Below are 26,065 nucleotides of genomic sequence, written 5' to 3'. Positions count from 1 at the left end.
CGGTCAGGTCTCCGGCGCCGCTCCGACTGCCCCGGCGGCCCCGGCCGCTCCGGTGGCGAGGCGCAGCTGTTCCTCCTCGACGATGCGTCGGGCGAGTGCCCCGTCCGACACATCCACCGCGTCCGGCGTCGTCTCGGCGACGTCGCTGCGCCGTGCGTACAGGTCGAACAGCCGCTCCTTGCGGGCCAGGATGTTCAGCATCCGTTCGTCGACGCTGTCGGCCGCGAGGAGCCGGTGCACCCGGACCGTGCGTATCTGCCCCATCCGATGGGCGCGGGCCACCGCCTGATGTTCCATCGTCGGCTTGATCTGCGGCTCGCAGAGGATGACGACCGAAGCGGCCTGCATGTTCAGCCCGACACCGCCCGCCTGGATCTGGCTCAGCAGGACGGCATGTCCGTCGACGGCACCGAACCCATCGATCATCTCCTGGCGGCGGGCGGCCGGGAGACTTCCGGAGAGCGGGCCGAACACGCCTGTGCCCAGAGCCTGTTCGACGGTGCGGAGCACCTCGCGGAAGTACGAGAACACGACGACCTTGAGCCCGTTGTCCGCGGCCTCGGCGACCAGCTCGCGCAGCCGATTGAGCTTCGCGGACGTCGCGGGCCGGTCGTACGCGGCCCGGCGCATCCGCATGAACTGCCCGGCGCCCACCGCCTCACGGTAGGCGTCGAGATCCTCCGCGCTGAACTCCTCCCACTCGTCGGCCTGCACCAGCGCCGGGAGTTCGGTCAGCACATCCTCCTGGTTGCGCCGCAGGTAGGCCGGGGAGACGGCCCTGCGGAACGCGTGCGATCCGGCCGCCCCGTGGGTGATATGGATCGACGGGGCCAGTTCCGGCTGGAGATGGCGGACGAGGCTGCGGAACTCCTCGACCCGGTTCTCCATCGGCGTACCGGTCAGGAACAGCACGCGCTCGGTGCGTTGTGTCCAGCCGGACACGGCCCGGGAGCGGCGGGTCTCGGGGTTCTTGACGTAGTGGGCCTCGTCGACCACCAGCATGCCGGGCCTCATGTTGCAGTCCCGGGCGGCCGGCAGGGTGTGCAGGGCGTCGAACGTGGTGAGTGCGACCCCGCCGCTCTCGCGCCACTCGGCGAAGGCGCCCTGCCGCTCCGGGCCGTGCACCGGCAGCGCGCGCAGGGTGGAGCGGGCCCGGACCTCGCGCGCCCAGTTGATCAGCACACTCGCCGGGCAGACCACCAGGAAGTGTGTCTCACCCCGTGCCGAGAGGTGCGCGAGCGCGGCGATGGCCTGGACGGTCTTGCCCAGCCCCATCTCGTCACCGAGGATCACCCGCTTCTGCGCGAGCGCGAACCGTGCGCCGAACGACTGGTAGCCGCGCAGGGAGACTCGCAGATGGGCGTCGTCCAGCCGCAGATCGCGCACCCGGTCCGCGATTTTGGAGGGCAGGAACCCCTCCGCCGCGTCCCGGTCGGGGCCGGTGCCCGACATCTCGGCCAGCAGGCTGTAGTACTCGGCGGACCGCAGCTCGAAGTCGACCCACGCCGCAAGGTCCGACTCCGGGGCCCGCAGCAGATCGACCGACACCTGCCCGAACAGCAGGGGAAGCTCACGTGCGGTCGCCTCGGCGACGGCGGTCCGCACCGAGGCGACGGCCTCCAGCGCCTGGGTGCGGCCCGGGCGCCGGGTGAACAGCATGCGCAGCCGTCCCCGCGCGGGTCCCGCGGAGGCCACGAGGGGACCGAGCTGTCCGACGAGCCGGCCCGCCGCGTCCACGGCCCGGCGGACGTCGGGGCCGGCCTCGACCAGCCGGTGCAGGGCGGTGACGAGTGCGGTGGTGGAGTCGTCCGGGGCGTCCACGTCTATCCGGACCGTGACCGTGTCCCGTACCGCGTGGGCGATCTGCCCGGCCGCGGCCAGTGCCTGGTCGGCCGTCTGCGCGCCGACGCCGGGGATCTGGCGGAGCTCGTAGCGGTTCGCTTCATGGACCTGGCCCACGGTCGTGAAGCCGGCCTGTTCGACCGCGCCCAGCCGCAGTCGGCCCTCGGTGACGTCCTTGAGTCTGGAGACCGGGATGCCCGACAGCTCGTGGCGGATGAGGGAGTCGAGCAGCGGCGACAGCGCGGCGTGCACCGCATCGACGGCCCGGGCGTGATCGGCCACCACCGCGCGCGCCGTGTCCAGCAGCTGCTCGGCCTGCGCCAGCAGCTCCCGGGCCGCCCTTCCCGTGGGCGCCCGGACCTCCGTCGGTCCGGCCTCTGTCATGTACGTCCCTCTGTCCACGCAGCCGGGCTGTCCTCCCGCCCGGCACCTGCCCGAGCGATTCCTATCGTGCCACGCGGCGCGGACAGTCCCTCCGGCTCAGCTCGCCGACGGTCGGCGTTCCGCCGGGGAGAGCAGCAGGACCTCCAGGGCCCGCGCGCAGGAGCGGGCCTGCGAGAGGAACCACTGGGTGCGCGCTGCCGTGATCACGGACGGTGTGGCCCGGACCGCCAGAGCGAAGCGGGCATGCCCGCCGCCATCCAGTACCGGGACGGCCAGGGTCCGTACCCCGTAGGCCGACTCACCGTCGTTGAGCGCGTGCCCGGCGGACCGTACCTTCGCCAATTCGGCCTCCAGCGCGGCCGGTTCGACGATCGTACGGTCGGTGAACGCGGGTAGTGGAGGCAGCGAGGAGGGCCCGCCCTCGCCGGGCCGGGCCCAGGCCAGCAGCACCTTGCCGAGCGCGGTGGAGTGCAGCGGCCTGCGCAGCGCCACCTTCGGAGCGACCGAACCACCGGCGACGATCACCGCGTGGGAGCCGCTGCGCAGCGCCAGGTCGGCGGTGGCGCCCGTGCGCTCGGCGAGGTCGGTCAGTTCCGGGGCGGCCAGATGCAGACCGCGCTGGTGGTACGAGAGCCGGCCCAGCTCGGTCACTGCGGGGCCGAGCCGGTAGCGGGACGTGCGGGCGTCCTGTTCGAGGAAGCCCGCGCCGAACAGCGTGCGGGCCAGCCGGTGTGCGGTGGAGACCGACAAACCGAGGCGGCGGGCGAGGTCGGAGGCGCTGAGATCGGCGCCGTTGTCATGGAAGCAGTGCAGGACGTCCAGGGCGCGCCGTACCGCCTGCGCTCCGTCGGGAGCACGCGCCGTCGCGGCCTCGGTCATATCGGGTCACTCTCCGCTCGTGAGGGGGATGGCGGGCCATGTGATTGCCACATTACGGGAGCTCAGAAGCGGTAAGGTGCGGCTCCGAATCACTCCGTCCACACTCAATCCCATGTCAGGGGAGGTGAGTTGTCGGTCGGTGTGCGTCCGTGGCAGGGGCTGCAGGTCAGCACCGACGAAGCCGAGGGGAGCAGTGCCATGACCGGCCGCCGAACCGCGACCCACCGGGTGGCGGAGGCGGTGTTGCCGGCGTTGAGGTGAAGGGCTGAGACGCCGCGGACGTCTTTCCCGTACGGCGTACAGGGGGGCCACCCGCCCGTCGGGCGCGGGCTGCGGTTGTCGGCGCCCGGTGCGAGACTCGGAGCGTCAGGAATGGCGTGCCTGCACCGAGAGAACGGGCCCCGTCGAAGGAGTTCGACATGCTCACCACCCGTGGTGTCACCGGAGAGCCCAACTGGATCGACCTGGGCACGCCCGGCCTCGACGGGGCCATCGCGTTCTACAGCGGCCTCTTCGGCTGGGAGTACCGGCCCGGCGGCCCGGAGACCGGCGGTTACGGGCTGTTCACGCTGGGCGGGAAGACGGTCGGGGGCGTGACGGCGGTCACCGCAGAACACGCGAAGCCGTCCTGGTCGGTGTGCTTCCGGTCGCCGGACGCCCACGTCACGGCGAAGGCCGTGGAGCAGGCCGGCGGCAGTGTCCGGTTCGCCCCGACGGACATCCTGGACTTCGGCACGATGGCGGGTTTCAAGGACCGGGCGGGGGCGTTCTTCGGGCTCTGGCAGCCGAAGGAGGTTTTGGGCCTCGGCGTTGTGGGCGTCGCGGGCTCCCTGTGCTGGGCCGAGCTGTACACCCCGGACGTGCCCGCGGCCGCCGCGTTCTACGGCGCCGTGTTCGGCTGGGAGACCGAGCGGACACCGTTCCCGGGAGGCGGCGGTTCCTACACGGTGATCCGGCCTCGGGGCGGCGGTGAGGAGGCGGGCTTCGGCGGTCTGGTTCCGCTCGACGCCGTTGCGGCCAGAGCGGTCGCCGGACCGCACTGGCTGCCCTACTTCGAGGTCGACGACTGCGACGCGGCCGTCGCCGAGGTGCAGCGGCTGGGCGGCAGACTGACGCTGGAGCCGATGGAGATGGCAGGCGTCGGCACATTCGCCGATGTCGCCGATCCGGACGGCGCGGAATTCGCCCTGATCAAAAGTGCGCAGCCGCCCGGCACACAGCTGCGGGGGACACAGCCGCCGCAGGGCTGACCGGAAGCCATCGGCGCGCCGCATTGCGCACCGCATTGATGGCGCGTTGATCAGTCGTTTATCGCGACCGGGCACTGTGGGTGCCATGCTGATCAACACCGCGGCCGACCCCGCGCTCGCCTGGCAGGAGACGGCGCTGTGCGCACAGGCGGGGCCCGAGTTCTTCTTTCCTGCCCCCGGCAGCTCCACCCGTGAGGCCAAGCAGCTCTGCAATGCCTGTGAGGGACGCGAAGCCTGCCTGGAGTACGCCCTCGCCAACGACGAGCGGTTCGGAGTGTGGGGCGGGCTCTCGGAGAAGGAGCGGGAGCGGCTGCGCAGAACCGATCGTGCGCGGGCCTGAACACACCTTGTCCGTGCGATGCGCTTCGGCCCGCCCGGAAGACGGGCGCACACCGATGTGCGCAGGGCGGTCCCACAGCTGGACGGACCCAGCTGACCCGGGATTATGTCCGCATGAACGATGACGACAGAGACGCCCTGCTCGCGACGGCCGTGCGGCTGCGCACCGATGGCCGCCCGGAGGAGGCCCGACAGCAACTGCTCGCCCTCTGCGAAGCCTTCCCCGCGGACGCGGAAGTGGCCTACCAGACCGCCTGGGCCCATGATGTGCTCGGTCTGGAAGCCGAGGCCGTGCCGTTCTACGAGCGCTGCCTCGGCGGGACCGGGCTGTCGGAGGAGGACCGTCGCGGTGCCCTGCTCGGGCTCGGGAGCACCCATCGGGTCCTCGGACAGTACGAGAGAGCCGTCGAGGTCCTGCGCGGCGGCGTCGAGCGGTTTCCCGACGACGGCGCGATGCGGACGTTTTTGGCCATGGCCCTCTTCAACACCGGCGAACACCATGAGTCCACGCAGTTGTTGCTGAGGCTGCTCGCCACGACCAGCGAGGACCCGCAGGTACGGCAGTACCGAAGGGCGATCGAGCACTACGCGCAGGACCTGCACGCGACGATGTGACCCGGGGCGGGCCGAGAGCGGGGCGTGGCGCCCGGCCCCGGCCGCCGGACAGGCCCCGGGGCGGCGCCGTACAGTCTCACGGCCGCCGGGCAGGTCTGCGGAGCAGTGGCCCGTCCGGCGGCCGACGACGGCCGGGCGGACGTCAGGCCTGGGCGCGCGCCGCCATCCGCGCCTTGCGGGCGGCGAGCTTCTCGTCGAACTTCGACGCCTCGTTGTCCAGGCCGCCCATGTACAGGCCCAGCTCCTCCTGAGCCTTCAGCCCGTCGGGGCCGAGGCCGTCGATGCCGAGGACCTTCAGGTAGCGCAGCACGGGCTGGATCACGTCGTCGTGGTGGATGCGCATGTTGTAGATCTCGCCGATCGCCATCTGCGCGGCGGCCCGCTCGAAGCCCGGCATGCCGTGACCGGGCATCCGGAAGTTGACGACGACATCGCGCACGGCCTGCATCGTCAGGTCCGGGGCCAGCTCGAAGGCCGCGGCGAGGAGATTGCGGTAGAAGACCATGTGCAGGTTCTCGTCGGTCGCGATGCGCGCCAGCATGCGGTCGCAGACCGGGTCGCCCGACTGGTGGCCGGTGTTGCGGTGCGAGACGCGGGTGGCCAGCTCCTGGAAGGCGACGTACGCCACGGAGTGCAGCATGGAGTGACGGTTGTCGGACTCGAAGCCCTCCGCCATGTGCGCCATCCGGAACTGCTCCAGCTTGTCCGGGTCGACGGCGCGCGAGGTGAGCAGGTAGTCGCGCATCACGATGCCGTGCCGGCCCTCCTCGGCGGTCCAGCGGTGCACCCAGGTGCCCCAGGCGCCGTCACGGCCGAAGAGGGAGGCGATCTCGTGGTGGTAGCTGGGGAGGTTGTCCTCCGTCAGCAGATTCACGACCAGCGCGATCTTGCCGATGTCGGTGACCTTGGACTGGTCGGCCTGCCAGGCCTCGCCGTCCTCGAAGACGCCCGGGAAGTTCCGCCCGTCGGAGAACGGCACGTACTCGTGGGGCATCCAGTCCTTCGCGGCCTTGAGATGGCGGTTGAGCTCCTTCTCCACCACCTCTTCCAGGGCGTACAGCAGCTGGGCGTCGGTCCACGCCTTCGGACTGCCGAGGTGGGGAGCGGTGATCGTCACGGGGGACTCCTGGGGACGGGAGAATTACCTACGGGTACGTAGGTTACGAGACCGTAGGTTAAAGCGGCGGTAAGCCCACCGCCAATCCGGCCTCCTCGATGCCCGACTACGTAACGTTATGTGCGCAGGTGGAGAGGGTTTGGCGGCGCCGGTCCGGCCGGCTGACGGGTGTTCGTCCCCCCTCCCGGATCCACCGGTACGGAGTCGAGGGCGCCGTCATGACCCGTCGCCGGGGCGGCTCTCCAGGCCCAGATCGCGGCGCAGGTACTCGGCCGTGAACGAGGTGCGATGACCGAGCAGTGCCGCCGGTGTCCCCTCGAAGACCAGTTCGCCGCCGTTTCTGCCGCCCTCGGGGCCCAGGTCGATCACCCAGTCGGCGCGCTTGAGCACATCGAGGTTGTGCTCCACGCAGATCACGCTGTTGCCCGCGTCCACCAGCCGGTCCAGCAGATCGACGAGTGTGCCGGTGTCCGCCATGTGCAGTCCGGTCGTCGGTTCATCCAGCACGTACACACTTCCCGTCCGGTGCAGCTGGGTGGCGAGCTTGATGCGCTGGCGCTCACCGCCGGAAAGGGTGCTGAGCGGTTGCCCGAGCGTCAGATACGTCAGACCGACCTCGTCGAGCGTGTGCAGCTTCCGCAGCAGTGCCCGGTCGTCGAAGAGTCCGGCCGCCCGGGCGGCCGTCATCTCCAGGACGTCGACGATGGACGCACCGCCGACCCGGTGCTTCAGTACGTCGTCGTGGAAGCGCCGGCCCTCGCACTCCTGACAGGTGGTGGTCACCGGATCCATGAACGCGAGATCCGTGTGGATGACACCGCGCCCCTGGCAGTGCCCGCACGCCCCCGACGAGTTGAAGCTGAACAGGCCCGGCTCGACGTTGTTCTCCCGGGCGAAGGCCTTGCGGATGGAGTCCAGCGCGCCGATGTACGAGGCGGGGGTGGAGCGGGACGACGCGGTGATCGCCCCCTGGTCGATGACCACCGCCTCCGGGTACGCCGCAGTGAACACCCGGGAGACGAGTGTGGACTTGCCGGATCCGGCCACCCCCGTCACCACCGTCAGCACACCCTCGGGAAACGCCACGTCCACGTCCTTGAGGTTGTGCAGTGCGGCGCCGGTCACCGGCAGTCGCCCGGTGGGGGAGCGGACGGTCTCCTTGAGCGGCGTCCGGCGGCGCAGACACCGGCCGGTGAGGGTGTCCGCCCGGCGCAACCGGTCCACCGGGCCCTCGAAGACGACGTGTCCACCGTCCGCGCCGGCCCTCGGGCCCATGTCGACGATGTGGTCCGCGACGGCCATCACGTCCGGGTCGTGCTCGACGACGACGACGGTGTTGCCCCGGTCGCGCAGCCGTACCAGGAGATCATTCAGCCTGCTGACGTCGCGCGGATGCAGACCCACGCTCGGCTCGTCGAAGATGAACGTCAGACCGGTCAGTGAACTGCCCAGGTGCCGGACCATCTTGAGCCGCTGCCCCTCGCCGCCCGACAGCGTGGTGGTCTCCCGGTCCAGGCTGAGATAGCCGAGACCGATCCCCACCAGCCGCTCCAGTCGTGCGCGGGCGGCCGAGGCGATCGGACCGGCCACCGGATCGTCGATCCCGGCCAGGACATCCACCAGGTCGGCCACCTCCATCCGCCCGTAGTCGGCCACGGAGAGGCCGTCGATGCGGGTGGCGAGCGCGGCCGCGTTCAGCCGAGCACCGTCGCAGGACGCGCACACCGACTCGGTCGTGAACCGTCGGGCCGCCTCGCGCCGCCGCTCGGAGAGCGCCTCGGTGTCCCGCTTCAGGTAGAGCCGGGTGAACCGTTCGACGATCCCCTCGAACCGCATGTCGGCCGAGGACGACTTCAGCCGCAGCCGTACCGTGAAGCCCCCTCCGTACAGGAGAAGGCGGAGCTCCTCCTCGGTGAACTCCGCGAGCGGCCTGTCGTTGTCGAAGCGTCCCGATCCGGCGTAGAGCTGCCACTCCCAGCTGCCCACCGACAGGCCCGGCAGCAGCAACGCGCCCTCGTTGAGCGACTTCGTGACGTCGATCGCCCGGTCGATGTCGAGACGGACGGTGCGCCCCACACCGTCGCACTCCGGGCACATTCCGCTGGGGTCGTTGAAGGAGTACGCCGTCGCCGGGCCCGCGCTCGGCGTCCCGTACCGTGAGAACAGCACCCGGATCACCGACCAGATGTCGGTCATCGTGCCGACGGTGGAACGGGCGTTGCCGCCGAGCGGCTTCTGATCCACGACGATCGCCACCGAGAGGTCGTCGATGGAGTCGGCATGGGGCCGCTCGTACTTCGGAAGCCGGTTCCGGATGAACCAGGTGAAGGTCTCGTTCAGCTGCCGCTGCGATTCCACGGCGATGGTGTCGAAGACGATCGACGACTTGCCCGACCCGGAGACTCCGGTGAAGACGGTGATCCGCTCCTTGGGGACGCTGAGGGAGACCTCGCGCAGATTGTTCGCGCGTGCCCCGGTGATGACGATGCTCCGGTTCGCTTTCCGATCCATGCGCCCGAAGCTAGCCGCGATACCGGACATCTTCTGTCTGGATTTTCCGGGACGTGCTCCCCGGTCTGCAGCAGACCGGGGATGTGCGTGGTCGTCGAGGTTGTCAACTCCACTGTGTGGTGCTCCAGTTCGGCGATGTCGAGGAGCCCGGGAAGCAGCAGTCCGCGATGCTTCTCCCGCCAGCCACTGGCCCGCTCCTGGGCCATCTCGGCGAGCAGATCGACCAGGCCGGTGTCCGGGCAGCCGTAGTTGAAATTCCCTTCCAAGGGTGGAGATTGAGTGAAATGACCGGAACCGTACAAGTAGTAGCACTGTGCTCCAGTGTGCGCTACCGTCGGTAGCGCACGTCTCACGTGGGGCGACTGCGCCTATGCGTGATCGCTAACACAATTACCGGAAATGTGAGCATCTTGATGAAGGGCGCACTGCGTTGTCTGCCGGCTTTCGCGAAATCCGGACCCCACCCGCCGGTGGCGGACAATCTCAGTTATTCGTTCGCGCTCCCGGGCGGCGCCTTCTGCGCCGGTCTCGCACGTAGTGCCGTGGGGGAACTCATCGCCCGGCACGGCCTCGCGGAACTCCGTGAACCGGCTGTCCTTGCCGCCTCCGAACTCGTCGCGTCCGCCTACCGGTTCACCCCGGACCGGGAAATGCTGCTGCGGGTCCACTGGCAGTTCGACGCGTTGCGCATCATCCTTTATGACCAGCACCCGTCCCATTCCTCGGCCGCGAAGTCCGAGGAATGCCGTGAGCGCCGCAGCGAGAGCATGTGGCTGCTGGCGGCCGCGGTCGATTCGCATGGCGGGGACTGGGGACTGACGCCCGCGCTGACCCCGTCCGGCGGCTGCAAGACCTGGGCCTTACTCCACAGGTGACCGCCCCACGGACCGTTCCGCAACACTCACGCTCCCGCGCATCCCTGTACGGCCGCGATGCGACCGCGAAAAAACGCCGCCCGCCCCATGTCCGGTCAGCAGGCTCCGCCGAGCAGGTCGGTCAGGCTCCGGTCGAGATCCAGGAACCGGTGTTCGTCGCCGACCGGCACCAGTTCCTGCGCCCGTTCGAGGAAGCGGCGCAGCTCCCCGGTACGGACATGCACCATCGCGATTCCCTCGGCGGCGTGGAACTCCAGGACCGTACGGTCGTATCCGAACGGCCTGATGCGTACGTCGCCGACACCGGCGGTTCTGTGCAACCCCGCCGAGAGCAGTTCGCGGGCGAACTCCCAGGACACATCGGTGCCTTCCAGGGTGGCCGTCGCGGGGAACGTCATGCGCACGGCGAACGGATCCCTCCGGTCGTAGTGCAGGGTGGCAGGAAGGGTCTCCATCCGCGGCGCGGAGGCGACCATGCGGGCCTGCACGGACTGCTCGATAACGGTGGACAAGACCTGCTCCCTCTCGCGGCCGGACGAACGGTTCCCGGCACTGAGGGAGACGACGGAACTCCCGCATCCGTGCACCGGGGAGGGGCGTGAGGTGCATCACCGCACGCCGCCGCACCGATCGTGTGCCCGCTGCCCGCCGGTGCCCCCCTGGACGGAGCGCGACTCGTGGGCTAACTTCCAGCGCCATGAGAGCCATGGGGAAGATGAGACGACTGATGTCATGGGGGCTTTGTGTGGCGGCGGTGACCGCGACACTGGCCACACCGGCAGCCGCGGTGACACCGGGGGAGCGGCACCGGCCCGGGGAACGGCCGGTCTGGACACTCACCGAAACAGGGACCGACGCCCGCTTCCGCGGCCTCGCCGCCGTCAGTCGTCGCACCGCCTGGGTCGCGGGCTCCGGGGGGACCGTGCTGCGCACCTCCGACGGCGGCCGCCACTGGCGCGACGTATCACCTCCCGGTGCGGCTCAAGAGGCGCTGGAGCTCCGCGACATCGAGGCATTCGACGGCCGGCGCGCGGTGGTGCTGGCCGTCGGGGAGGGCGAGGCGTCCCGGGTCTTCCGCACGGACGACGGGGGCAGGACCTGGACGGAGTCGTTCCGTAACACCGACGCCCGTGCCTTCTACGATTGCCTCACCTTCTTCGACAGCCGGCACGGACTCGCGATGAGCGATCCCGTCGACGGGAAGTACCGCATCCTGTCGACCGCGGACGGTGGCCGCAGCTGGCGGGTGCTGCCCGCCGCGGGAATGCCGGACGCCCTGGCCGGTGAAGGGGCGTTCGCCGCCAGTGGTCAGTGCCTGGTCGCATCGGGCCCGAAGGACGTCTGGCTGGCGACCGGGGGCGCTGCGACCGCACGGGTGCTGCACTCCGCCGACCGCGGGCTGACCTGGACCGCGTCCGATTCGGGGATCCCGGCCGGCGCCCCGGCGCGCGGCGTCTTCGGTCTGGCCTTCCGCGACCGTCACCACGGCATCGCCGTCGGCGGCGACTACGAGGCCGGCCGGCCGTCGCCGAACGCCGCGGCGGTGACGGGCGACGCGGGCCGCAGCTGGCAGCGGTCCGCCAACCCGCCGACCGCCTACCGCTCGGGCGTCGCCTGGCTGCCGCACAGCAGGTCGGGCGCGCTCGCGGTCGGTCCGACCGGTACGGACCTCACCCTGGACGGCGGCCGTACCTGGCGCACGGTGGACACGGGGTCGTACGACACCGTCGACTGCGCACCGGACGGCGGCTGCTGGGCGGCGGGCGAGAGCGGACGCGTGGCGCGCGCGGGCTTCTAGCAGCTCGGCCACGCGCGCCGCGCGGACGTCGGCGGGCCCCCGCCCGGCCGGGACAGGAAGCGGAACGGGGCAGCGCGGGGGCATCCGCTCAAGTCACCTGTTCAGGAGCTGCGCTCGTACGGATCAGTGGTCGGCGAAGCTCCAGAACAGGCCCGCTTCGCTGGCCGGGACGACGCCGGCCCAGCCCCGGGGGTCCGGGACCCGCGCCATCACGAGGACATCGCACGTCCAGTCCTTGTGGCGGCGCGGGCCTGTGGAGATGTATGCGTACGGGCCCTCATAAAGGTGGTGCACCACGGCTTCCCGGGACCTCCGGTCGACGGACGGCATGTGGTGCAGGGTCCGCAGTCCGCTAAAATTTCCGGATGCTCATCGTGATGTTCATCTGACGGTCCTGGGTCTCTCCCGCCCAGGTTCTGATCCGCTGAGGGTGCGGTTTGTTGTGCTCTCCGGACCTCGATAGCCGTCAGATTCTGCCGACCGCGCATACGACGCCGGTTGCACATCATCGGAGCTTCTTCGTGCTCGCAGTGCTTCTCCTTCCTGGCGCGCTTCGCGCCTTCCTCCCCGCCTTGATCGGTCGGTCCGCTCTCGCGATGGGCGGTCTTGCCCTCCTCCTGGCCGTCCAGGACAGTACGGGTTCGTACACGCAAGCCGGTTTCGCAACAGCGGTGTTCGGAATCGCCAACGTCATCGCTGCCCCCTGGCGGGCCCGGGCCGTCGATCGATTCGGTCAACGAATCGCCCTCACCGTCATGGCATCGGGCCAGGCCTCAGGGTTCATCGCTCTCGCGCTCGTCACGGAAGCCGAGGGAACTGCGGATATCTGGTTCCTCGTTCTCAGCGCGTTGATCGGCCTCTCATCGCCGCCCCTGGGGGCGGCGATGAGAATGATCTGGGCGTCGCTCACGACGGCCGGTGACCAGCGAACGAAAGCCTTCAGCATCGACGCGGTGTGCGAAGAGCTCCTCTTCGTCGCCGGCCCCGTCGTCATCACCGCGGTCATTGTCGCCAGTTCTCCCAGCACCGGGCTCTGGCTGACCGCGGCAGCCGTTTTCCTCGGTACCGCAGCGATGACGTCCAGCGCGTCGGCGCGGGCACTTCGCGGAACAGGAGGGGGCGTCGCGCGAGGTGATCGCCCGCTGCGCCGACCGGGTTTCGCAAGGGTGTTGATCGTCCTCCTGGGCGTCGGTGGTGTACTCGGCGTCGCGGAGATCGCAGCACCGGCAGCCGCTGCGCACCATGATGCTGTCGCAGCTTCGGGCTGGCTTCTGGCAGCCTTCGCCGGCGGAAGTGCTCTCGGCGGATTTCTCTACGGGCAGCTGAACCTCAAGGCGGGAATCGGCAAGAGACTGTTCGCCCTGTGCGCAGGCATGGGGTTCGCCGCGGTGCTCGTGTCGCGGCTGGACACGCTGGGTCTGTTCGCTGCGGGCCTCGCGCTCGTCGGCCTGTTCCTCGCTCCGTCTCTCATCACCGGTACCTCATCGCCGACACCATCGTTCCGGAATCCAGCCGGACGGAAGCGTCGACATGGATCAACACCTCCGTGAACCTCGGCGCATCGCTGGCGTCCGCGGCAGCTGGAATCGTCATCGACGGTTCTGGCGCATGGTTCGCCCTTCTGCTCGTGGGAGCGATCGCTCTCGTGCTCGCCTCAGCTGTGCCATTCGCGCAACTGCGCAAGATCGAGCCGCCTGCGGCCCACGCACTCGATCGTTGAGAGCACAGCTGATCAGCAACCCTGCGGGCCGCGGGCCCGTGCGCTTTGCGGCGAGCGCTGTGTCCACTCGGCCGTGACGGTGGCGGCGTCGTCGCCCGGGGCCGGCCGCGCGGCGCGTCCAGCGGCGCGGTCCACGAACTGCGGCCCGTTTCCAGGGCGCAGAGCACCAAGTACGGCCGGGGCCGGGAACAGGGAAGTGCTGGTCCTCGCCCCGGCCCTGGGGATGGCACAGGATCTGCTGCGGTGAGGTGTGCGCGCTGGGTCGCAGCCGGCAGGTGATGTCGGCCAACGTGAAGTCGCCGGTCAAAGGGCTGGTGTGACCCGTGCTCGGGGTACTCACCCTGGTCGTAAAAGGCAGTCCGAGGAGTAGACCGTCCGTCAGCGTGGTCCGTTCGCTTGTTGGCCTGCTTACGAGTTGCGCGAGTTTGGCGGCACTGGGGTACTCGCTGCGCATGTGGGGTGGGTCCTGTCACCAGGAGCCCCGTCCTGCCGCAGCGGTGGTCTGCCGAGACTTGTTGTGTGCTATTTCAGACATTGTGTGTTCCGAAACTGCAACGGAACCAGATTCAGGGTGGTGGTGTTGCAGATAGTGCCGGTGATCCGAGGAGAGTCGACAACGGGGGATGAGGTATGACCAGGAATCAGTGGATTGGCAACGCCCCTACCGGCATCCTCTGGCGCCCCGACGCCTTCTACCTCACCGCCCCCACCGTCCACACCGCCCGCGCCTGCACCGCCTAGAAGATCACGGAAAACGTTTCGGGGTCCGGCCTCGCCCGGTCCGGCGACGATGGCACCGGCAAAGGGACGATGACACCGGCAAAGGGACAGCCCTTAGACTTGACAGCACTATGACAACGCTCCCGATGCCCGCCGGCGAGGCCGAAGCCCGAGCCGTTCAGGACACCCTGCGTTCCCGTGTGGTGCTCGACGAACCGGGCCCACCGCCCGGATCCGGCCGGGTCACGGGGGTCGATGTCGCCTACGACGACGAGCGCGATGTCGTCGTGGCGGCAGCGGTCGTCCTGGACGGCACGACGCTCGACGTGGTCGCCGAGGCCACCGCCGTCGGCCGGGTCACCTTCCCGTACATCCCTGGTCTCCTCGCCTTCCGGGAGATCCCGACGGTGCTGTCCGCGCTGGAGTCCCTGCCGGTCGACCCGGGACTGGTGATCTGTGACGGATACGGCCTGGCGCACCCGCGTCGTTTCGGACTCGCCAGTCACCTCGGGGTACTTACCGGGCTCCCCGTGATCGGCGTCGCCAAGAACCCGTTCACCTTCTCGTACGAGCAGCCGGGACCCCGCCGGGGCGACTGGTCTCCGCTTCTCGACGGCGAGGAGGAGGTGGGCCGGGCACTGCGTACCCAGGACGGCGTCAAGCCGGTCTTCGTCTCCGTCGGACACCGGACAAGCCTGGACAACGCCTGCGCCCACACTCTGCTGCTGGCACGGGATTTCCGGCAGCCGGAGACCACTCGCAGGGCCGACGCGCTCTGCCGTCGGGCCCTGCGGGAAGCGACCGCCTGAGTACATGTACGGATATCGCCCGCCGATCACGACGGGCAGACTGGTACCCATGACCGAACATCGAACGTCCACGCGACCAGGAACCGTCTACCTCGCCCAGCGCCGGGTCGCGGTGGGGATGACGCTCGGCATTCTGGCGGGAGCGGCCTGGGTCGTCTCGATGATCTGCACACTGGTGGCCTGGGTGTTCTGACCCCCTGGGAACTCCGGCCCGATAGAGCGCGTCGCTCCGCCACCGCGGCTACTTGTGCTGGTCAGGGCCTTGCGCATTGAGCAGGGCGCGCCAGGTGCCCTCGTCCCCGATGCCCGTCACGGGCAGATTCCGGGACGCCTGGAACTCCTTCAGCGACCGCATGGTCGAAAGGGTGTACGTGCCGGTGCTGTCGGTCGGTACTCCGGCTTGGTGCAGCAGGTACTGCACGGCCGTGATGGCCTCGGGCTTCGACGTACGCGAGTCGACCGTCACGATCAGCAGGGGCCAGGTGTCCTTCCCGACCTTGCCGTCGGCCGTCAGGCCATGAGCGGTCTGGAACTTCTTCACCGCCTCCGCCGTGGCCCGTCCGAAATCGGCGTCGACCTTCACGTCGAAGCCGTTCGCCCGGAGCAGGTATTGCACGGTACGGGCTTTCCAGAGCACATTGCCCTTGCGTACCAGCGGCCACTCGGTGCCCTCCGACGGACGGTCCGACACCTTTGCGGTGGCCTTGGCATCGTTCTGTCCCGTGGTCGGAACCATCCACCACGCGAGACAGCCGAGCACGACGAGGAGAAACACCGAGACGGCCAGGGTGGGGAACGCGACGGGGGAGCGGTCCCACAGACGGGCCGCCGGATCGCGCCCCGCGGCCGGGCCGGCGGATGATACGGACGTGCCGGTGACCGTCTCCACCGGTCCGGGCGCGGCGGGCATCGGGCCGGGCGGCGGCGTGGGCGCCGGGCGTTTCCTGGCCGGCGAGGCCCCGGCCGCGGCGTCGGCCAGGGCGCGCGCCCGGACCAGGTCATCGGCCGGTGCCCGGAGCACCGCATGCAACTGCTCGACGATCCTGCGCGGGGCGTTGGACGCGTGAGCGGGATTCAGGTAGCGCGACAGAGTGGTCTGGTCGACCCCCAGCCGCTTGGCGAGGGACTGCTGGGTGGGCTTCTCACGGCCGTCGCGCGCAGACGACTCCCACCAGTTCCTCAGTAATTCGGCGAGAGTACGCCCCGGATGTTCCTCGTGGCCGGCCGCAGTGCTGTCCGTCATTGTTCCTCCCCGGCTTCCTGTGTGCATAGCCGCAGGTCAGAACCGTGCATCGTGGTGATGCATAGGTGCATCGACCTGCGGGACGCAGATCGTAGTGAAAGCTCCGTTCCGTGCTGCACAGTTGAAGAGCGGCCGGCCCGGCGGGCCCCGCGAACCCACCCCGTTCCCACCCCTGTCAGGGGGTGCTCCTGCCTGCGCATTCGCGGCGGACGGGGATGCCCACGGCCTTCTCGCCAGAGGAACAAGGAGACCTGAATATGCCTCAGACATCACCCGTAAGAGTGCGCGTAGCCCTGACCGGCACCGCCGTGGGAGCGGCCCTGCTCGCGCTGGCCGCGATCGCTCCGACCGTCGAGGCCGCGCCGCCCTCGTCGTACGGGGTCAGCGGTGTGGACACCAGTCATTACAACCACGAGTCGAAGGGGAAGCAGCAGACGACGGCGATCGACTGGAACCGCGTGGCCGCCTCGAACAGCTTCGCCTTCCTCAAGGCCACGGAAGGGGCGTCCCGCAAGGACGGCTGGTTCGCCCGTGACTACGCCGCCGCTGCCAAGACCTCCTTGCTCCGCGCCCCGTACCACTTCTTCCGCCCTCGGACCACGGACGACGGAGCCGCGCAGGCACGGCACTTCGTCGCGACGGCCCGAGCGGCCGGCTACCAGGGAAACCTGGCGGGTGAGCTGCCACCGGTGCTGGATGTGGAGAAGCTTCCCGCGGGCCGCACGGAGGTCTGCCCGAAGGCGCTGCGCCCGGACCAGCTGCGGATCTTCCTTCGCGATGTGCAGAAGGCCTTCGACGTCACCCCGATCGTCTACACCCGGGCGTCCTTCGTGAAGGAGTGCCTGGGCGGCAAGGGCGAGGTGTTCGCCGGATATCCGCTGTGGCTCGCCCGGTACGACAGCCACGCGAACGAACCCCAGCAGGTGCCCGGCGCCAACCGTTCCTGGACCTTCTGGCAGTACACCAGGACGGGAACCGACCCGGGGATCACGGGGCCGGTGGACCGCAACGTCTTCCGCGGCAGCCAGGCCGAACTGCGGGCGATGGCGAAGGGCGGGGCCCGGTCGTGACAGCGGCCCGGCGCCGACCGGCCGGCAAGCGAGCCGCCCACACAGGCACCAAGGACACCACAGGCACCAAGGGCACAACAGGCACTACAGGCACCAAGGGCACCACAGGCACTACAGGCACCAAGGACAACACAGACCTCGCAGACCTCATGGGCGTCAGGAATCTTACGAGGCGCACGGAGCCCATGAGGGAAGCCGCCGCCCCGACCCGCCACCGAATGATCACCACCACGCAAACCGAGGAGTCACCCATGTACGCATCTCCCACCCGGACCCGCCGCACCGCAGCCCGCCTCGTCGCCGGAGTCGTCGCCATCGCCGCACTGACCGGCCCGGCGACCTCCCTCGCCGCTGCGGGCGAACTCCCGACGACGGCCCCGGTCGCCGCCGAGCGCCCGGTCCGGCTCGCCGCCGTCGGCTGGCCGACCCTGAAGGCGGGCAGCAAGGGCGCCGAGGTCACCGCGCTCCAGTACCTGCTGAACTCCCGCGGGCAGGCGCTGGCGGTCGACGGAGCCTTCGGCCCGTCCACGACGGACAAGGTGAAGGCCTTTCAGAAGGCCCGGCACCTCGCCGTGGACGGCGTCGTCGGGGCCGGGACCTGGACGGAGCTCGTCGCCACCTTGCGCAGCGGCGCGAAGGGCCCGGCCGTGAAGGCCGCACAGACCCTGCTGAAGGCGCGGGGGCAGGCGGTGGCCGTCGACGGGTCCTTCACCGCGGCCGTGGCGGACAGGGTGAAGGCGTTCCAGAAGTCCGCGGGGCTCGCGGCCGATGGTGTCGTCGGCGCCCGGACGTGGGCGGCCTTGCTGAACGGCGCGCCGTCCGGCGGCAACAACCGGGCGGCCCTGGCCAAGCAGATCCTGGCCCGGAAGCAGATCACCCTGGCCACCGTCCACCCGGGCGGCACGCACGCCGGGTCGACGGCGCGGCAGAACATCGTCGATACGGCGAACGGAAAGGGAGCGCTCACGAGCCCGTGGGGCGACAGGCCCAACCGGCGGGTCGCCCTCGATCCCCGGATGCTGAACGGCCTGTTGAAGCTGAGCACCCAGTACAGCTACCGGCTCTCCGTCTCCGAGATCGTCGGCGGCGACCACAGCGGCAACTCCCGGCACTACGCCGGAATCGCCTTCGACATCACGTACATCAACGGCCGCCACGTCGGCAGCGGTGCCCCGCACAAGCAGCTCATGGCGGCCTGCAAGAAGCTCGGTGCGCCGGAGGTCCTCGGCCCGGGCGACGCCGGACACAGCAGGCATGTGCACTGCGGCTGGTCCCGCTGACCCCGACCCGCAGGAGAAGGACAGGTGTCCGGCCACCCCACCCGGGGCGGCCGGACACCGCCACGTGGTTGCCCGGCTGGTGGCGGCCCATCAGCCAGGACCGTGCCGCCGGTACCTGCGCGGCACCGAGGAGGGCGCCGATCGCGGCCGTGCCGCCCAGCGCTACGGACAGTTGCCGCACCGAGGCGAAGTGCCGGTCACGGAAGTCGGGGCCGTACCGGGCAAGAACCCGCGCCGAACGCTCGACGACCTGCGGGTCCAGTGCCGGCAGCGGCAGCGCCCAGGTGCCGGTCTCCGTACTGAAGTGCGGGGCGCCGTACGGGACGTGGGCGCGGCGGACAACCGGACGGGGTTCGTGCAGACGGCGTTCCCGCGCGGCGCTCAGCATCCGAGGGCCGCGGTCCATCGCGGTGAGCGCGGGGCCGGCGCCGATGTGGCAGGCAGAGGTTGGCGGAGGGGGCCGTGGCGGTGTGCGGCCGGGCGGTGCTCGTGGGGGAGGATCCCCTAAGCGCTTGCTCGGCCCAAAGGGTTGTGCGGAGTGCGATGCCTTCTTAGCATCATCGCTGTTACATCAGTTGTGTCATACCGATGGGGGCTTGATGACTACGACGGAGCACGGCCCGCTGGCAGGCGTGCGCGTGGTCGAGCTGGCAGGCATCGGACCCGGTCCGTTCGCCGCGATGCTCCTCGCGGACCTCGGCGCCGACGTCGTCAGGGTCGACCGGCCCGATGGCTCGGGGCTCGGCATCGACTCCGCGTACGACCTCACCAACCGCAACAAACGCTCCGTGCTCATCGACCTCAAGGCCGCGGACGGGGCCGCCAAGGTTCTCGATCTGGCCGAGCGCGCCGACATCCTGATCGAGGGATACCGGCCGGGAGTCGCCGAACGTCTCGGCGTCGGCCCCGCGGCCGCGCTGGCCCGCAACCCGCGGCTCGTCTACGGACGGATGACCGGCTGGGGCCAGGACGGACCGCTCGCCGAACGGGCCGGCCACGACATCGCCTACATCGCCCTCACCGGCACCCTCTCCGTGATCGGCAAGCCGGGGGAGCCGCCCACCGTCCCGGCCAATCTGGTCGGCGACTACGCGGGCGGCTCGCTCTACCTCGTCGTCGGTGTCCTCGCCGCCCTCCAGCACGCCCGCACCCCCGGCGGCCGGGGCCAGGTCGTGGACGCGGCGATCGTCGACGGCGCCGCCCATCTCGCCACGATGATCCACGGGATGCTGGCGGCGGGCGGCTGGCAGGACCGGCGCGGCTCCAACCTCCTGGACGGCGGCTGCCCGTTCTACGGCTCGTACGAGACCGCCGACGGCCAGTACATGGCGGTCGGCCCGCTGGAACAGCGGTTCTACGACGAATTCAGCACCCTCCTCGGCATCGAGGACGAAGCACCGGACCGGTGGGACACCGCCCGCTGGGAGGAGCTGCGCACGCTCGTCGCCGAACGGTTCAGGACCCGTACGCGCGCGCAATGGACCGAGGTGTTCGAGGGCACGGACGCCTGTGTCGCCCCTGTCCTCTCGCTCCGCGAGGCGCCCCGCCATCCGCACATCGCCGCCCGCTCCACCTTCGTCGAGCACGGCGGACTCACCCAGCCGGCCCCCGCACCCCGTTTCTCCGCCACCCCGGTCTCCGTACGCAGCGGGCCGGCGCGGCCCGGCGCGGACACCGAGGCCGTCGCCGCCGACTGGGACGTACCAGGCATCACGAGGACCCGGAAGGACCCCGACGGCTGATGGAACTCTCCCCGCCGCTGATCCGCGCGGGTGACCCGCGCGCCGCGTGCGACCAAGTCGCGACCGGTGCGGCCATCCTCGACGTGTACTCCCGCGACCTTGTCCTCATCGCCCGTACCGGTGAGGGACCCGACGTCAGGAACCGGCTCCAGGAGGCCCCGTAGTGCAGCGGCAGATCTTCACAGAAGAACACGACGCGTTCCGAGAGACCGTCCGCACCTTTCTCACCAAGGAGGTCCTCCCGGACTACGAGCAGTGGGAGAACGACGGCATCGTCTCCCGCGAGGCGTGGCTCGCCGCAGGCCGGCAGGGGCTGCTCGGCCTCGCCGTACCCGAGGAGTACGGAGGCGGCGGTACCACCGACTACCGTTACAGCGCCGTCCTCGCCGAGGAGTTCACCCGGGCCGGTGCCCCCGGACTGGCGATCGGGCTGCACAACGACGTCATCGGCCCCTACCTCACCGGCCTCGGCACCGAGGAGCAGAAGCGGCGCTGGCTGCCCGGCTTCTGCAGTGGCGAGATCATCACCGCCATCGCCATGACCGAACCCGGAGCCGGCTCCGACCTCCAGGGCATCCGCACCACCGCCGAGGACAGGGGCGACCACTGGCTGCTCAACGGCTCCAAGACCTTCATCTCCAACGGCATCCTCGCCGACCTGGTGGTGGTGGTCGCCAGGACCACCCCGGAGGGCGGCGCCAAGGGGCTCTCGCTGATCGTCGTCGAACGAGGCGCGGAGGGCTTCGAGCGGGGCCGCAACCTCGACAAGATCGGCCAGAAGTCCCAGGACACCGCCGAGCTGTTCTTCAACGACGTCCGTGTCCCGAAGGAGAACCTGCTCGGCGAGCGGGACGGCGCCTTCATCCATCTGATGACCAACCTCGCGCAGGAACGCCTGGGCATAGCGGTCGCCGGGATCGCCGCCGCCGAACATCTGCTGGAGATCACCACGCGGTACGTCAAGGAGCGCGAGGCCTTCGGGCGCCCGCTCTCCAAGCTCCAGCACATTGGGTTCGAGATCGCGGAGATGGCCACCGAGTGCACCGTCACCCGCACCTTCGTCGACCGCTGCATCGTCGATCATTCCGACGGAAAGGTCGACGCCGTGCACGCCTCGATGGCCAAGTGGTGGGCCACCGAACTACAGAAGCGCGTCGCCGACCGATGCCTCCAACTCCACGGCGGATACGGCTACATGGCGGAGTACCCGGTGGCCAAGGCATTCACCGACGGTCGTATCCAGACCATCTACGGTGGCACGACCGAGATCATGAAGGAGATCATCGGCCGCGCGCTGCTCGCCTGACCCTCGTCGCACAACCACCCCCGAAAGGCTGCTGACTTGAGCACCGAAGCGTTTGTCTACGACGCGATCCGCACCCCGCGCGGCCGCGGCAAGGCCAATGGCGCCCTGCACGGCACCAAACCGATCGACCTCGTCGTCGGCCTCATCCACGAAATCCGCAGCCGCTTTCCCGGCCTGGACCCGGCGGCCATCGACGACATCGTCCTCGGTGTGGTCAGCCCGCTCGGCGACCAGGGGTCCGACATCGCCCGGATCGCCGCCATTGCGGCCGGCCTCCCGGACTCCGTCGCGGGCGTCCAGGAGAACCGCTTCTGCGCATCGGGCCTGGAAGCCGTCAACCTGGCGGCCGCCAAGGTCCGTTCGGGCTGGGAGGACCTGATCCTCGCGGGCGGCGTCGAGTCGATGTCCCGCGTCCCGATGGGCTCCGACGGCGGCGCCTGGGCGATGGACCCGATGACCAGCTTCGACACCGGCTTCGCCCCGCAGGGCGTCGGCGCCGACCTCATCGCCACCATCGAGGGCTTCTCCCGCCGCGACGTCGACGAATTCGCCGCGCTCTCCCAGGAGCGCGCCGCCCAGGCATGGAAGGACGGCCGCTTCGCGCGCTCCGTCGTCCCGGTCAAGGACCGCAACGGCCTCGTCGTCCTCGACCACGACGAGCACCTGCGGCCCGGCACCACCGCCGACACGCTCGCCGCGCTCAAGCCGTCCTTCGCCGCGATCGGCGAGATGGGCGGCTTCGACGCGGTGGTCCTGCAGAAGTACCACTGGATCGAGAAGATCGACCACGTCCACCACGCGGGCAACTCCTCCGGCATCGTCGACGGCGCCGCGCTCGTCGCGATCGGCAACCAGGAGATCGGCGAGCGGTACGGACTCACCCCGCGCGCCCGGATCGTCTCCGCCGCCGTCTCCGGCTCCGAGCCCACCATCATGCTGACCGGCCCCGCGCCCGCCACCCGCAAGGCCCTCGCCAAGGCCGGACTGACCATCGACGACATCGACCTCGTCGAGATCAACGAGGCGTTCGCCGGAGTCGTGCTGCGCTTCGCCAGGGACATGGGGCTCTCCCTCGACAAGATCAACGTCAACGGCGGTGCCATCGCGCTCGGCCACCCGCTCGGCGCCACCGGAGCGATGATCCTCGGCACGCTCATCGACGAACTGGAGCGCCAGGACAAGCGGCACGGCCTCGCCACCCTCTGCGTCGGCGGCGGCATGGGCATCGCCACCGTCATCGAGCGTCTCTGACCGTCCCCCGGCCCCCGCGAGGGGCCGGCAGCGGGTGGCGTGGCGTCGCGGGGTCGGGGCACGCGCCTCGCGGCGTTGTCGTCCCTCACCATGGCTCCGCCATGGATCGGTCCTCCGCCTTGCGATCCACGCACCCCGACCCCGCTCCTTCACCCACGCCATCCCCTGCCGGCCCCTCTCTTACGGAGAAGAAGAGCAATGACCGAGAGCACGACCATCCGCTGGGAACAGGACGAGACCGGCGTCGTCACCCTCGTACTCGACGACCCCGGCCAGTCCGCCAACACGATGAACCGGGCATTCAAGGACTCCATCGCGGCCGTCGCCGACCGCGCCGAGGCCGAGAAGGACTCCATCCGCGGCATCATCTACACCTCCGCCAAGAAGACCTTCTTCGCGGGTGGTGACCTGAAGGACATGATCAAGGTCGGCCCCGAGAACGCCCAGCAGGCCTTCGACACCGGCACCGCCATCAAGAACTCGCTGCGCCGCATCGAGACCCTCGGTATCCCCGTCGTCGCCGCCATCAACGGTGCGGCGCTCGGCGGCGGCTACGAGATCGCCCTCGCCTCCCACCATCGCGTCGCCCTCGACGCGCCCGGCTCCCGGATCGGCCTGCCGGAGGTCACCCTCGGCCTGCTGCCCGCGGGCGGCGGCGTCACCCGCACCGTACGTCTCATGGGCATCGCCGACGCGCTGCTGAAGGTCCTCCTCCAGGGCACTCAGTACACCCCGCGGCGCGCCCTGGAGAACGGCCTGGTCCACGAGGTCGCCGCCACCCGCGAGGAGATGCTCGACAAGGCCCGCGTCTTCATCGACGCCCACCCCGAATCCCAGCAGCCCTGGGACGTCAAGGGCTACCGGATCCCCGGCGGCACCCCGTCCAACCCGAAGTTCGCCGCGAACCTGCCCGCCTTCCCGGCCAACCTGAAGAAGCAGATCGCGGGCGCCCCGATGCCCGCGCCCCGCAACATCCTGGCCGCAGCCGTCGAGGGCTCCCAGGTCGACTTCGAGACCGCACTGACCATCGAGGCCCGTTACTTCACCGAGCTGGTCACCGGCCAGGTTTCGAAGAACATGATCCAGGCGTTCTTCTTCGACCTCCAGGCCGTCAACTCCGGGGCCGGCCGCCCCAAGGGCATCGAGGAACGCCAGGCCCGCAAGGTCGCCGTCCTCGGCGCCGGGATGATGGGCGCGGGCATCGCCTACTCCTGCGCCCGCGCCGGCCTCGAGGTCGTCCTCAAGGACATCTCCGCGGAGGCCGCCGCCAAGGGCAAGGCGTACAGCGAGAAGCTCCTCGACAAGGCGCTCTCCCGGGGCCGCACCACCGAGGCCGAGCGCGACAAACTGCTGGCCCGCATCACCCCGACCGGCGATCCGGCCGATCTGGCGGGCTGCGACGCCGTCATCGAAGCGGTCTTCGAGGACACCGCGCTCAAGCACAAGGTGTTCCAGGAGATTAGGGACGTCATCGAGCCGGACGCCCTGCTCTGCTCCAACACCTCGACCCTGCCGATCACCGTCCTCGCCGAAGGCGTCTCGCGCCCCGCCGACTTCATCGGGCTGCACTTCTTCTCGCCCGTGGACAAGATGCCGCTGGTCGAGATCATCAAGGGCGAGCGGACCGGCGATGAGGCCCTGGCCCGAGCCTTCGACCTGGTCCGCCGGATCAAGAAGACCCCGATCATCGTCAACGACTCCCGCGGCTTCTTCACCTCGCGCGTCATCGGCCAGTTCATCAACGAGGGCGTCGCCATGGTGGGCGAGGGTGCCGAGCCCGCCTCGGTCGAACAGGCCGCGGCGCAGTCCGGCTACCCGGCCAAGGTGCTCTCCCTGATGGACGAGCTGACCCTCACCCTGCCCCGCAAGATCCGCAACGAGACCAAGCGGGCCGTCGAGGAGGCCGGCGGCACCTGGGCCGGGCACCCGGCGGACGCGGTCATCGACCGGATGGTCGACGAGTTCGACCGGCCGGGTCGCAGTGGGGGCGCGGGCTTCTACGAGTACGACGAGAACGGCAAGCGGACCCGCCTCTGGCCCGGACTGCGGGAGCACTTCACCAAGCCCGACAACGACATCCCCTTCATCGACATGAAGGAACGGATGCTGTTCTCCGAGGCGTTGGACAGCGTCCGCTGCCTGGAGGAGAACGTCCTCGTCTCCGTCGCCGACGCCAACATCGGCTCCATCATGGGCATCGGCTTCCCGCCGTGGACCGGCGGCGTGCTCCAGTACATCAACGGGTACGCGGGCGGCCTGCCCGGCTTCGTCGCCCGTGCCCGGGAGCTCGCCGAGCGCTACGGCGACCGGTTCCTGCCTCCGGCGCTGCTCCTGGAGAAGGCGGCGAAGGGCGAGACCTTCCACGACTGACGCTCACCCCGCGGGCCGTGTTCACTCCGCCGTGAACGCGGCCCGCAGCTCCTCCTTCAGCGACCGCTGGAACGCGGTCACCAGGGCCTGCAGCACCATCGGCTGCATATCGGCCGACAGCGACTTCATGGCCGCCACATGCTCCGGGTCCGACTCCCGTTCCCGGTACGGACCCCACACCTCGTCCCGGAACAGCCGGGTCAGCTCCTGTGCGGCGGACCGGGAGTGCTCCAGCAGAACCGTGCGGGCGGCCAGGATCGTCTCGTGCGCGATGGGTACGCCGAGCAACTCGACGCCCAGCCGCAGCAGTCCCGGATCCACCCGGTACCTGCCGTCGGCCGGCTCCGCGCGCTCCAGCACGCCCATCGCGGCCAGCCGCGCCATGTCCTGCCCGGTCAGCGCCCGGCCCGCACGCCGCTCCAGCTCCGCCCGTGTCGCGTCCTCCGCCGTGTCCGGCGCCCAGGACGCCACCAGCGCCCGGTGGATCGCCAGGTCGTGCGCGCTCAGATCCGGCGGAAGCTGCTCCAGATAGCGTTCGATCGCGGCCAGCGTCATGCCCTGATGCTGGAGTTCCTCGATGAGCGCGAGCCGGGAGAGATGCTCATGCCCGTAGTGCCCGACCCGACGCGGCCCGATCACCGGCGGCGGCAGCAGGCCCCGGGTGCTGTAGAAACGCACGGTGCGTACGGTCATACCGGCGCGCGCCGCCAGCTCGTCGACGGTGAGCGTCGGGTCCTCGGTCCCGGTCGCCATGTCTGCTCCTCGCCTTCCGGCCCGGCGGCGGACTGCCGTGCCTGCACCGATCAGGTGGAACAGTATTGCTGTCTCACCACTGTTGTGAAAGTGTCCGGCAGGATCCCGGCGCAGTCCCCCTGCGGTACGGACCCGTACGGTCCGGCCGACGGCGACAGAAGGCGGTCGTGGCCATGCCTCTGCGCCCCCAC

The 26,065-nt window shown here is 70.0% G+C and carries 24 protein-coding genes and 2 pseudogenes; 16 read left to right on the top strand and 10 right to left on the bottom strand.

What is annotated here, in order from left to right; all coding sequences use genetic code 11:
* Positions 1 to 3: 3 nt before the first annotated feature.
* Both ACF08M_RS13850 and ACF08M_RS13845 read right to left on the bottom strand, forming a co-directional pair.
* Positions 4 to 2,226, bottom strand: a complete 2,223-nt coding sequence (locus ACF08M_RS13850; protein WP_392185452.1) for a DEAD/DEAH box helicase — start codon at positions 2,224 to 2,226, stop codon at positions 4 to 6.
* A gap of 96 nt (positions 2,227 to 2,322) precedes the next feature.
* Complete coding sequence (locus ACF08M_RS13845) at positions 2,323 to 3,105, bottom strand: IclR family transcriptional regulator (RefSeq protein ID WP_392185451.1); 783 nt, start codon at positions 3,103 to 3,105, stop codon at positions 2,323 to 2,325.
* Positions 3,106 to 3,524: 419 nt separating this feature from the next.
* On the opposite strand from ACF08M_RS13845, the gene ACF08M_RS13840 reads away from it, so the two are divergent.
* The 3 genes from ACF08M_RS13840 (at position 3,525) to ACF08M_RS13830 (ending at position 5,309) form a co-directional block, all read left to right on the top strand.
* On the top strand, positions 3,525 to 4,355 hold the full coding sequence (locus ACF08M_RS13840) for a VOC family protein (RefSeq protein WP_392185450.1): 831 nt from the start codon (positions 3,525 to 3,527) through the stop codon (positions 4,353 to 4,355).
* A gap of 85 nt (positions 4,356 to 4,440) precedes the next feature.
* Entirely contained in the window at positions 4,441 to 4,695 is a 255-nt protein-coding gene (locus ACF08M_RS13835; protein WP_392185449.1) for a WhiB family transcriptional regulator, read from the top strand.
* Positions 4,632 to 5,309, top strand: a complete 678-nt coding sequence (locus ACF08M_RS13830) for a tetratricopeptide repeat protein (protein WP_392185448.1) — start codon at positions 4,632 to 4,634, stop codon at positions 5,307 to 5,309. Before ACF08M_RS13835 ends, ACF08M_RS13830 begins: the two co-directional genes overlap by 64 nt.
* A gap of 142 nt (positions 5,310 to 5,451) precedes the next feature.
* On the opposite strand, the gene ACF08M_RS13825 is transcribed toward ACF08M_RS13830, so the two are convergent.
* On the bottom strand, positions 5,452 to 6,426 hold the full coding sequence (locus ACF08M_RS13825; protein WP_392185447.1) for an acyl-ACP desaturase: 975 nt from the start codon (positions 6,424 to 6,426) through the stop codon (positions 5,452 to 5,454).
* Between the two features lie 216 nt (positions 6,427 to 6,642).
* The gene (locus tag ACF08M_RS13820) at positions 6,643 to 8,937 is read right to left on the bottom strand and encodes an ATP-binding cassette domain-containing protein (RefSeq protein ID WP_392185446.1); all 2,295 of its coding nucleotides are present in this window, start codon (positions 8,935 to 8,937) and stop codon (positions 6,643 to 6,645) included.
* A 401-nt stretch (positions 8,938 to 9,338) separates the two neighbouring features.
* Between ACF08M_RS13820 and ACF08M_RS13815 the strand changes: the two genes are divergently transcribed.
* The gene (locus ACF08M_RS13815) at positions 9,339 to 9,812 is read left to right on the top strand and encodes an ATP-binding protein (protein WP_392185445.1); all 474 of its coding nucleotides are present in this window, start codon (positions 9,339 to 9,341) and stop codon (positions 9,810 to 9,812) included.
* 95 nt (positions 9,813 to 9,907) lie between these two features.
* Here the strand turns inward: ACF08M_RS13815 and ACF08M_RS13810 are convergent, their stop codons facing one another.
* Positions 9,908 to 10,324: an SsgA family sporulation/cell division regulator gene (locus tag ACF08M_RS13810; RefSeq protein ID WP_392185444.1), complete on the bottom strand. Its 417-nt coding sequence runs from the start codon at positions 10,322 to 10,324 to the stop codon at positions 9,908 to 9,910.
* A gap of 185 nt (positions 10,325 to 10,509) precedes the next feature.
* Between ACF08M_RS13810 and ACF08M_RS13805 the strand changes: the two genes are divergently transcribed.
* Positions 10,510 to 11,610, top strand: a complete 1,101-nt coding sequence (locus ACF08M_RS13805) for a WD40/YVTN/BNR-like repeat-containing protein (protein WP_392185443.1) — start codon at positions 10,510 to 10,512, stop codon at positions 11,608 to 11,610.
* 123 nt (positions 11,611 to 11,733) lie between these two features.
* On the opposite strand, the gene ACF08M_RS13800 is transcribed toward ACF08M_RS13805, so the two are convergent.
* The gene (locus ACF08M_RS13800; protein ID WP_392185442.1) at positions 11,734 to 11,940 is read right to left on the bottom strand and encodes a hypothetical protein; all 207 of its coding nucleotides are present in this window, start codon (positions 11,938 to 11,940) and stop codon (positions 11,734 to 11,736) included.
* A gap of 191 nt (positions 11,941 to 12,131) precedes the next feature.
* Here ACF08M_RS13800 and ACF08M_RS13795 point away from each other — a divergent pair, with 191 nt between their 5' ends.
* On the top strand, positions 12,132 to 13,160 hold the full coding sequence (locus tag ACF08M_RS13795; RefSeq protein WP_392185441.1) for an MFS transporter: 1,029 nt from the start codon (positions 12,132 to 12,134) through the stop codon (positions 13,158 to 13,160).
* Positions 13,157 to 13,330, top strand: a complete 174-nt coding sequence (locus ACF08M_RS13790; RefSeq protein ID WP_392185440.1) for a hypothetical protein — start codon at positions 13,157 to 13,159, stop codon at positions 13,328 to 13,330. The genes ACF08M_RS13795 and ACF08M_RS13790 overlap by 4 nt, the downstream gene beginning before the upstream one ends.
* Before the next feature lie 69 nt (positions 13,331 to 13,399).
* On the opposite strand, the pseudogene ACF08M_RS13785 reads toward ACF08M_RS13790, so the two are convergent.
* A pseudogene (locus tag ACF08M_RS13785) lies at positions 13,400 to 13,613 on the bottom strand (transposase); the annotation flags it as partial.
* A 568-nt stretch (positions 13,614 to 14,181) separates the two neighbouring features.
* Between ACF08M_RS13785 and ACF08M_RS13780 the strand changes: the two are divergent.
* On the top strand, positions 14,182 to 14,859 hold the full coding sequence (locus ACF08M_RS13780; RefSeq protein WP_392185439.1) for an endonuclease V: 678 nt from the start codon (positions 14,182 to 14,184) through the stop codon (positions 14,857 to 14,859).
* A gap of 49 nt (positions 14,860 to 14,908) precedes the next feature.
* The gene (gene mmpA / locus ACF08M_RS13775; protein WP_392185438.1) at positions 14,909 to 15,052 is read left to right on the top strand and encodes a morphogenic membrane protein MmpA; all 144 of its coding nucleotides are present in this window, start codon (positions 14,909 to 14,911) and stop codon (positions 15,050 to 15,052) included.
* Between the two features lie 48 nt (positions 15,053 to 15,100).
* Here the strand turns inward: mmpA and ACF08M_RS13770 are convergent, their stop codons facing one another.
* Entirely contained in the window at positions 15,101 to 16,102 is a 1,002-nt protein-coding gene (locus ACF08M_RS13770) for a peptidoglycan-binding protein (protein WP_392185437.1), read from the bottom strand.
* A gap of 257 nt (positions 16,103 to 16,359) precedes the next feature.
* Here ACF08M_RS13770 and ACF08M_RS13765 point away from each other — a divergent pair, with 257 nt between their 5' ends.
* Complete coding sequence (locus tag ACF08M_RS13765; RefSeq protein ID WP_392185436.1) at positions 16,360 to 17,172, top strand: glycoside hydrolase family 25 protein; 813 nt, start codon at positions 16,360 to 16,362, stop codon at positions 17,170 to 17,172.
* Between the two features lie 251 nt (positions 17,173 to 17,423).
* On the top strand, positions 17,424 to 18,452 hold the full coding sequence (locus ACF08M_RS13760) for a peptidoglycan-binding protein (protein WP_392185435.1): 1,029 nt from the start codon (positions 17,424 to 17,426) through the stop codon (positions 18,450 to 18,452).
* Positions 18,453 to 18,522: 70 nt separating this feature from the next.
* Here the strand turns inward: ACF08M_RS13760 and ACF08M_RS13755 are convergent.
* Positions 18,523 to 18,870 (bottom strand): annotated as a pseudogene (locus ACF08M_RS13755) (saccharopine dehydrogenase); the annotation flags it as partial.
* Between the two features lie 181 nt (positions 18,871 to 19,051).
* Here ACF08M_RS13755 and ACF08M_RS13750 point away from each other — a divergent pair.
* From ACF08M_RS13750 to ACF08M_RS13730, 5 genes are all read left to right on the top strand, one after another.
* Positions 19,052 to 20,194: a CaiB/BaiF CoA transferase family protein gene (locus ACF08M_RS13750; RefSeq protein ID WP_392185434.1), complete on the top strand. Its 1,143-nt coding sequence runs from the start codon at positions 19,052 to 19,054 to the stop codon at positions 20,192 to 20,194.
* Positions 20,194 to 20,358, top strand: a complete 165-nt coding sequence (locus ACF08M_RS13745; protein ID WP_392185433.1) for a hypothetical protein — start codon at positions 20,194 to 20,196, stop codon at positions 20,356 to 20,358. The genes ACF08M_RS13750 and ACF08M_RS13745 overlap by 1 nt, the downstream gene beginning before the upstream one ends.
* Positions 20,358 to 21,500: an acyl-CoA dehydrogenase family protein gene (locus ACF08M_RS13740; RefSeq protein ID WP_392185432.1), complete on the top strand. Its 1,143-nt coding sequence runs from the start codon at positions 20,358 to 20,360 to the stop codon at positions 21,498 to 21,500. The genes ACF08M_RS13745 and ACF08M_RS13740 overlap by 1 nt, the downstream gene beginning before the upstream one ends.
* Positions 21,501 to 21,536: 36 nt before the next feature.
* Positions 21,537 to 22,751, top strand: a complete 1,215-nt coding sequence (locus ACF08M_RS13735) for an acetyl-CoA C-acetyltransferase (protein WP_392185431.1) — start codon at positions 21,537 to 21,539, stop codon at positions 22,749 to 22,751.
* A gap of 198 nt (positions 22,752 to 22,949) precedes the next feature.
* A complete protein-coding gene (locus ACF08M_RS13730) occupies positions 22,950 to 25,121 on the top strand; it encodes a 3-hydroxyacyl-CoA dehydrogenase NAD-binding domain-containing protein (protein ID WP_392185430.1) in 2,172 nt (723 codons plus the stop codon).
* Between the two features lie 21 nt (positions 25,122 to 25,142).
* On the opposite strand, the gene ACF08M_RS13725 is transcribed toward ACF08M_RS13730, so the two are convergent.
* Positions 25,143 to 25,874 carry a MerR family transcriptional regulator gene (locus tag ACF08M_RS13725; protein WP_392185429.1) on the bottom strand — a complete coding sequence of 244 codons (732 nt, stop codon included), beginning with the start codon at positions 25,872 to 25,874 and terminating at the stop codon, positions 25,143 to 25,145.
* Between the last annotated feature and the right edge of the window lie 191 nt (positions 25,875 to 26,065).

The organism is Streptomyces sp. NPDC015032, from assembly GCF_043080425.1.
Lineage (GTDB): Bacteria > Actinomycetota > Actinomycetes > Streptomycetales > Streptomycetaceae > Streptomyces.
The sequence above is the reverse complement of the archived record's forward strand: the minus strand, read 5'-3'. Positions and strand labels throughout refer to the sequence as shown.

Coding starts and splice junctions, on each gene's coding strand:
- ACF08M_RS13820 (WP_392185446.1), bottom strand. CDS start 8,937: ATGGATCGGAAAGCGAACCGGAGCATCGTCATCACCGGGGCACGCGCG.
- ACF08M_RS13760 (WP_392185435.1), top strand. CDS start 17,424: ATGTACGCATCTCCCACCCGGACCCGCCGCACCGCAGCCCGCCTCGTC.
- ACF08M_RS13780 (WP_392185439.1), top strand. CDS start 14,182: ATGACAACGCTCCCGATGCCCGCCGGCGAGGCCGAAGCCCGAGCCGTT.
- mmpA (WP_392185438.1), top strand. CDS start 14,909: ATGACCGAACATCGAACGTCCACGCGACCAGGAACCGTCTACCTCGCC.
- ACF08M_RS13845 (WP_392185451.1), bottom strand. CDS start 3,105: ATGACCGAGGCCGCGACGGCGCGTGCTCCCGACGGAGCGCAGGCGGTA.
- ACF08M_RS13800 (WP_392185442.1), bottom strand. CDS start 11,940: ATGCCGTCCGTCGACCGGAGGTCCCGGGAAGCCGTGGTGCACCACCTT.
- ACF08M_RS13750 (WP_392185434.1), top strand. CDS start 19,052: ATGACTACGACGGAGCACGGCCCGCTGGCAGGCGTGCGCGTGGTCGAG.
- ACF08M_RS13765 (WP_392185436.1), top strand. CDS start 16,360: ATGCCTCAGACATCACCCGTAAGAGTGCGCGTAGCCCTGACCGGCACC.
- ACF08M_RS13840 (WP_392185450.1), top strand. CDS start 3,525: ATGCTCACCACCCGTGGTGTCACCGGAGAGCCCAACTGGATCGACCTG.
- ACF08M_RS13835 (WP_392185449.1), top strand. CDS start 4,441: ATGCTGATCAACACCGCGGCCGACCCCGCGCTCGCCTGGCAGGAGACG.
- ACF08M_RS13850 (WP_392185452.1), bottom strand. CDS start 2,226: ATGACAGAGGCCGGACCGACGGAGGTCCGGGCGCCCACGGGAAGGGCG.
- ACF08M_RS13730 (WP_392185430.1), top strand. CDS start 22,950: ATGACCGAGAGCACGACCATCCGCTGGGAACAGGACGAGACCGGCGTC.
- ACF08M_RS13805 (WP_392185443.1), top strand. CDS start 10,510: ATGAGAGCCATGGGGAAGATGAGACGACTGATGTCATGGGGGCTTTGT.
- ACF08M_RS13745 (WP_392185433.1), top strand. CDS start 20,194: ATGGAACTCTCCCCGCCGCTGATCCGCGCGGGTGACCCGCGCGCCGCG.
- ACF08M_RS13725 (WP_392185429.1), bottom strand. CDS start 25,874: ATGGCGACCGGGACCGAGGACCCGACGCTCACCGTCGACGAGCTGGCG.
- ACF08M_RS13770 (WP_392185437.1), bottom strand. CDS start 16,102: ATGACGGACAGCACTGCGGCCGGCCACGAGGAACATCCGGGGCGTACT.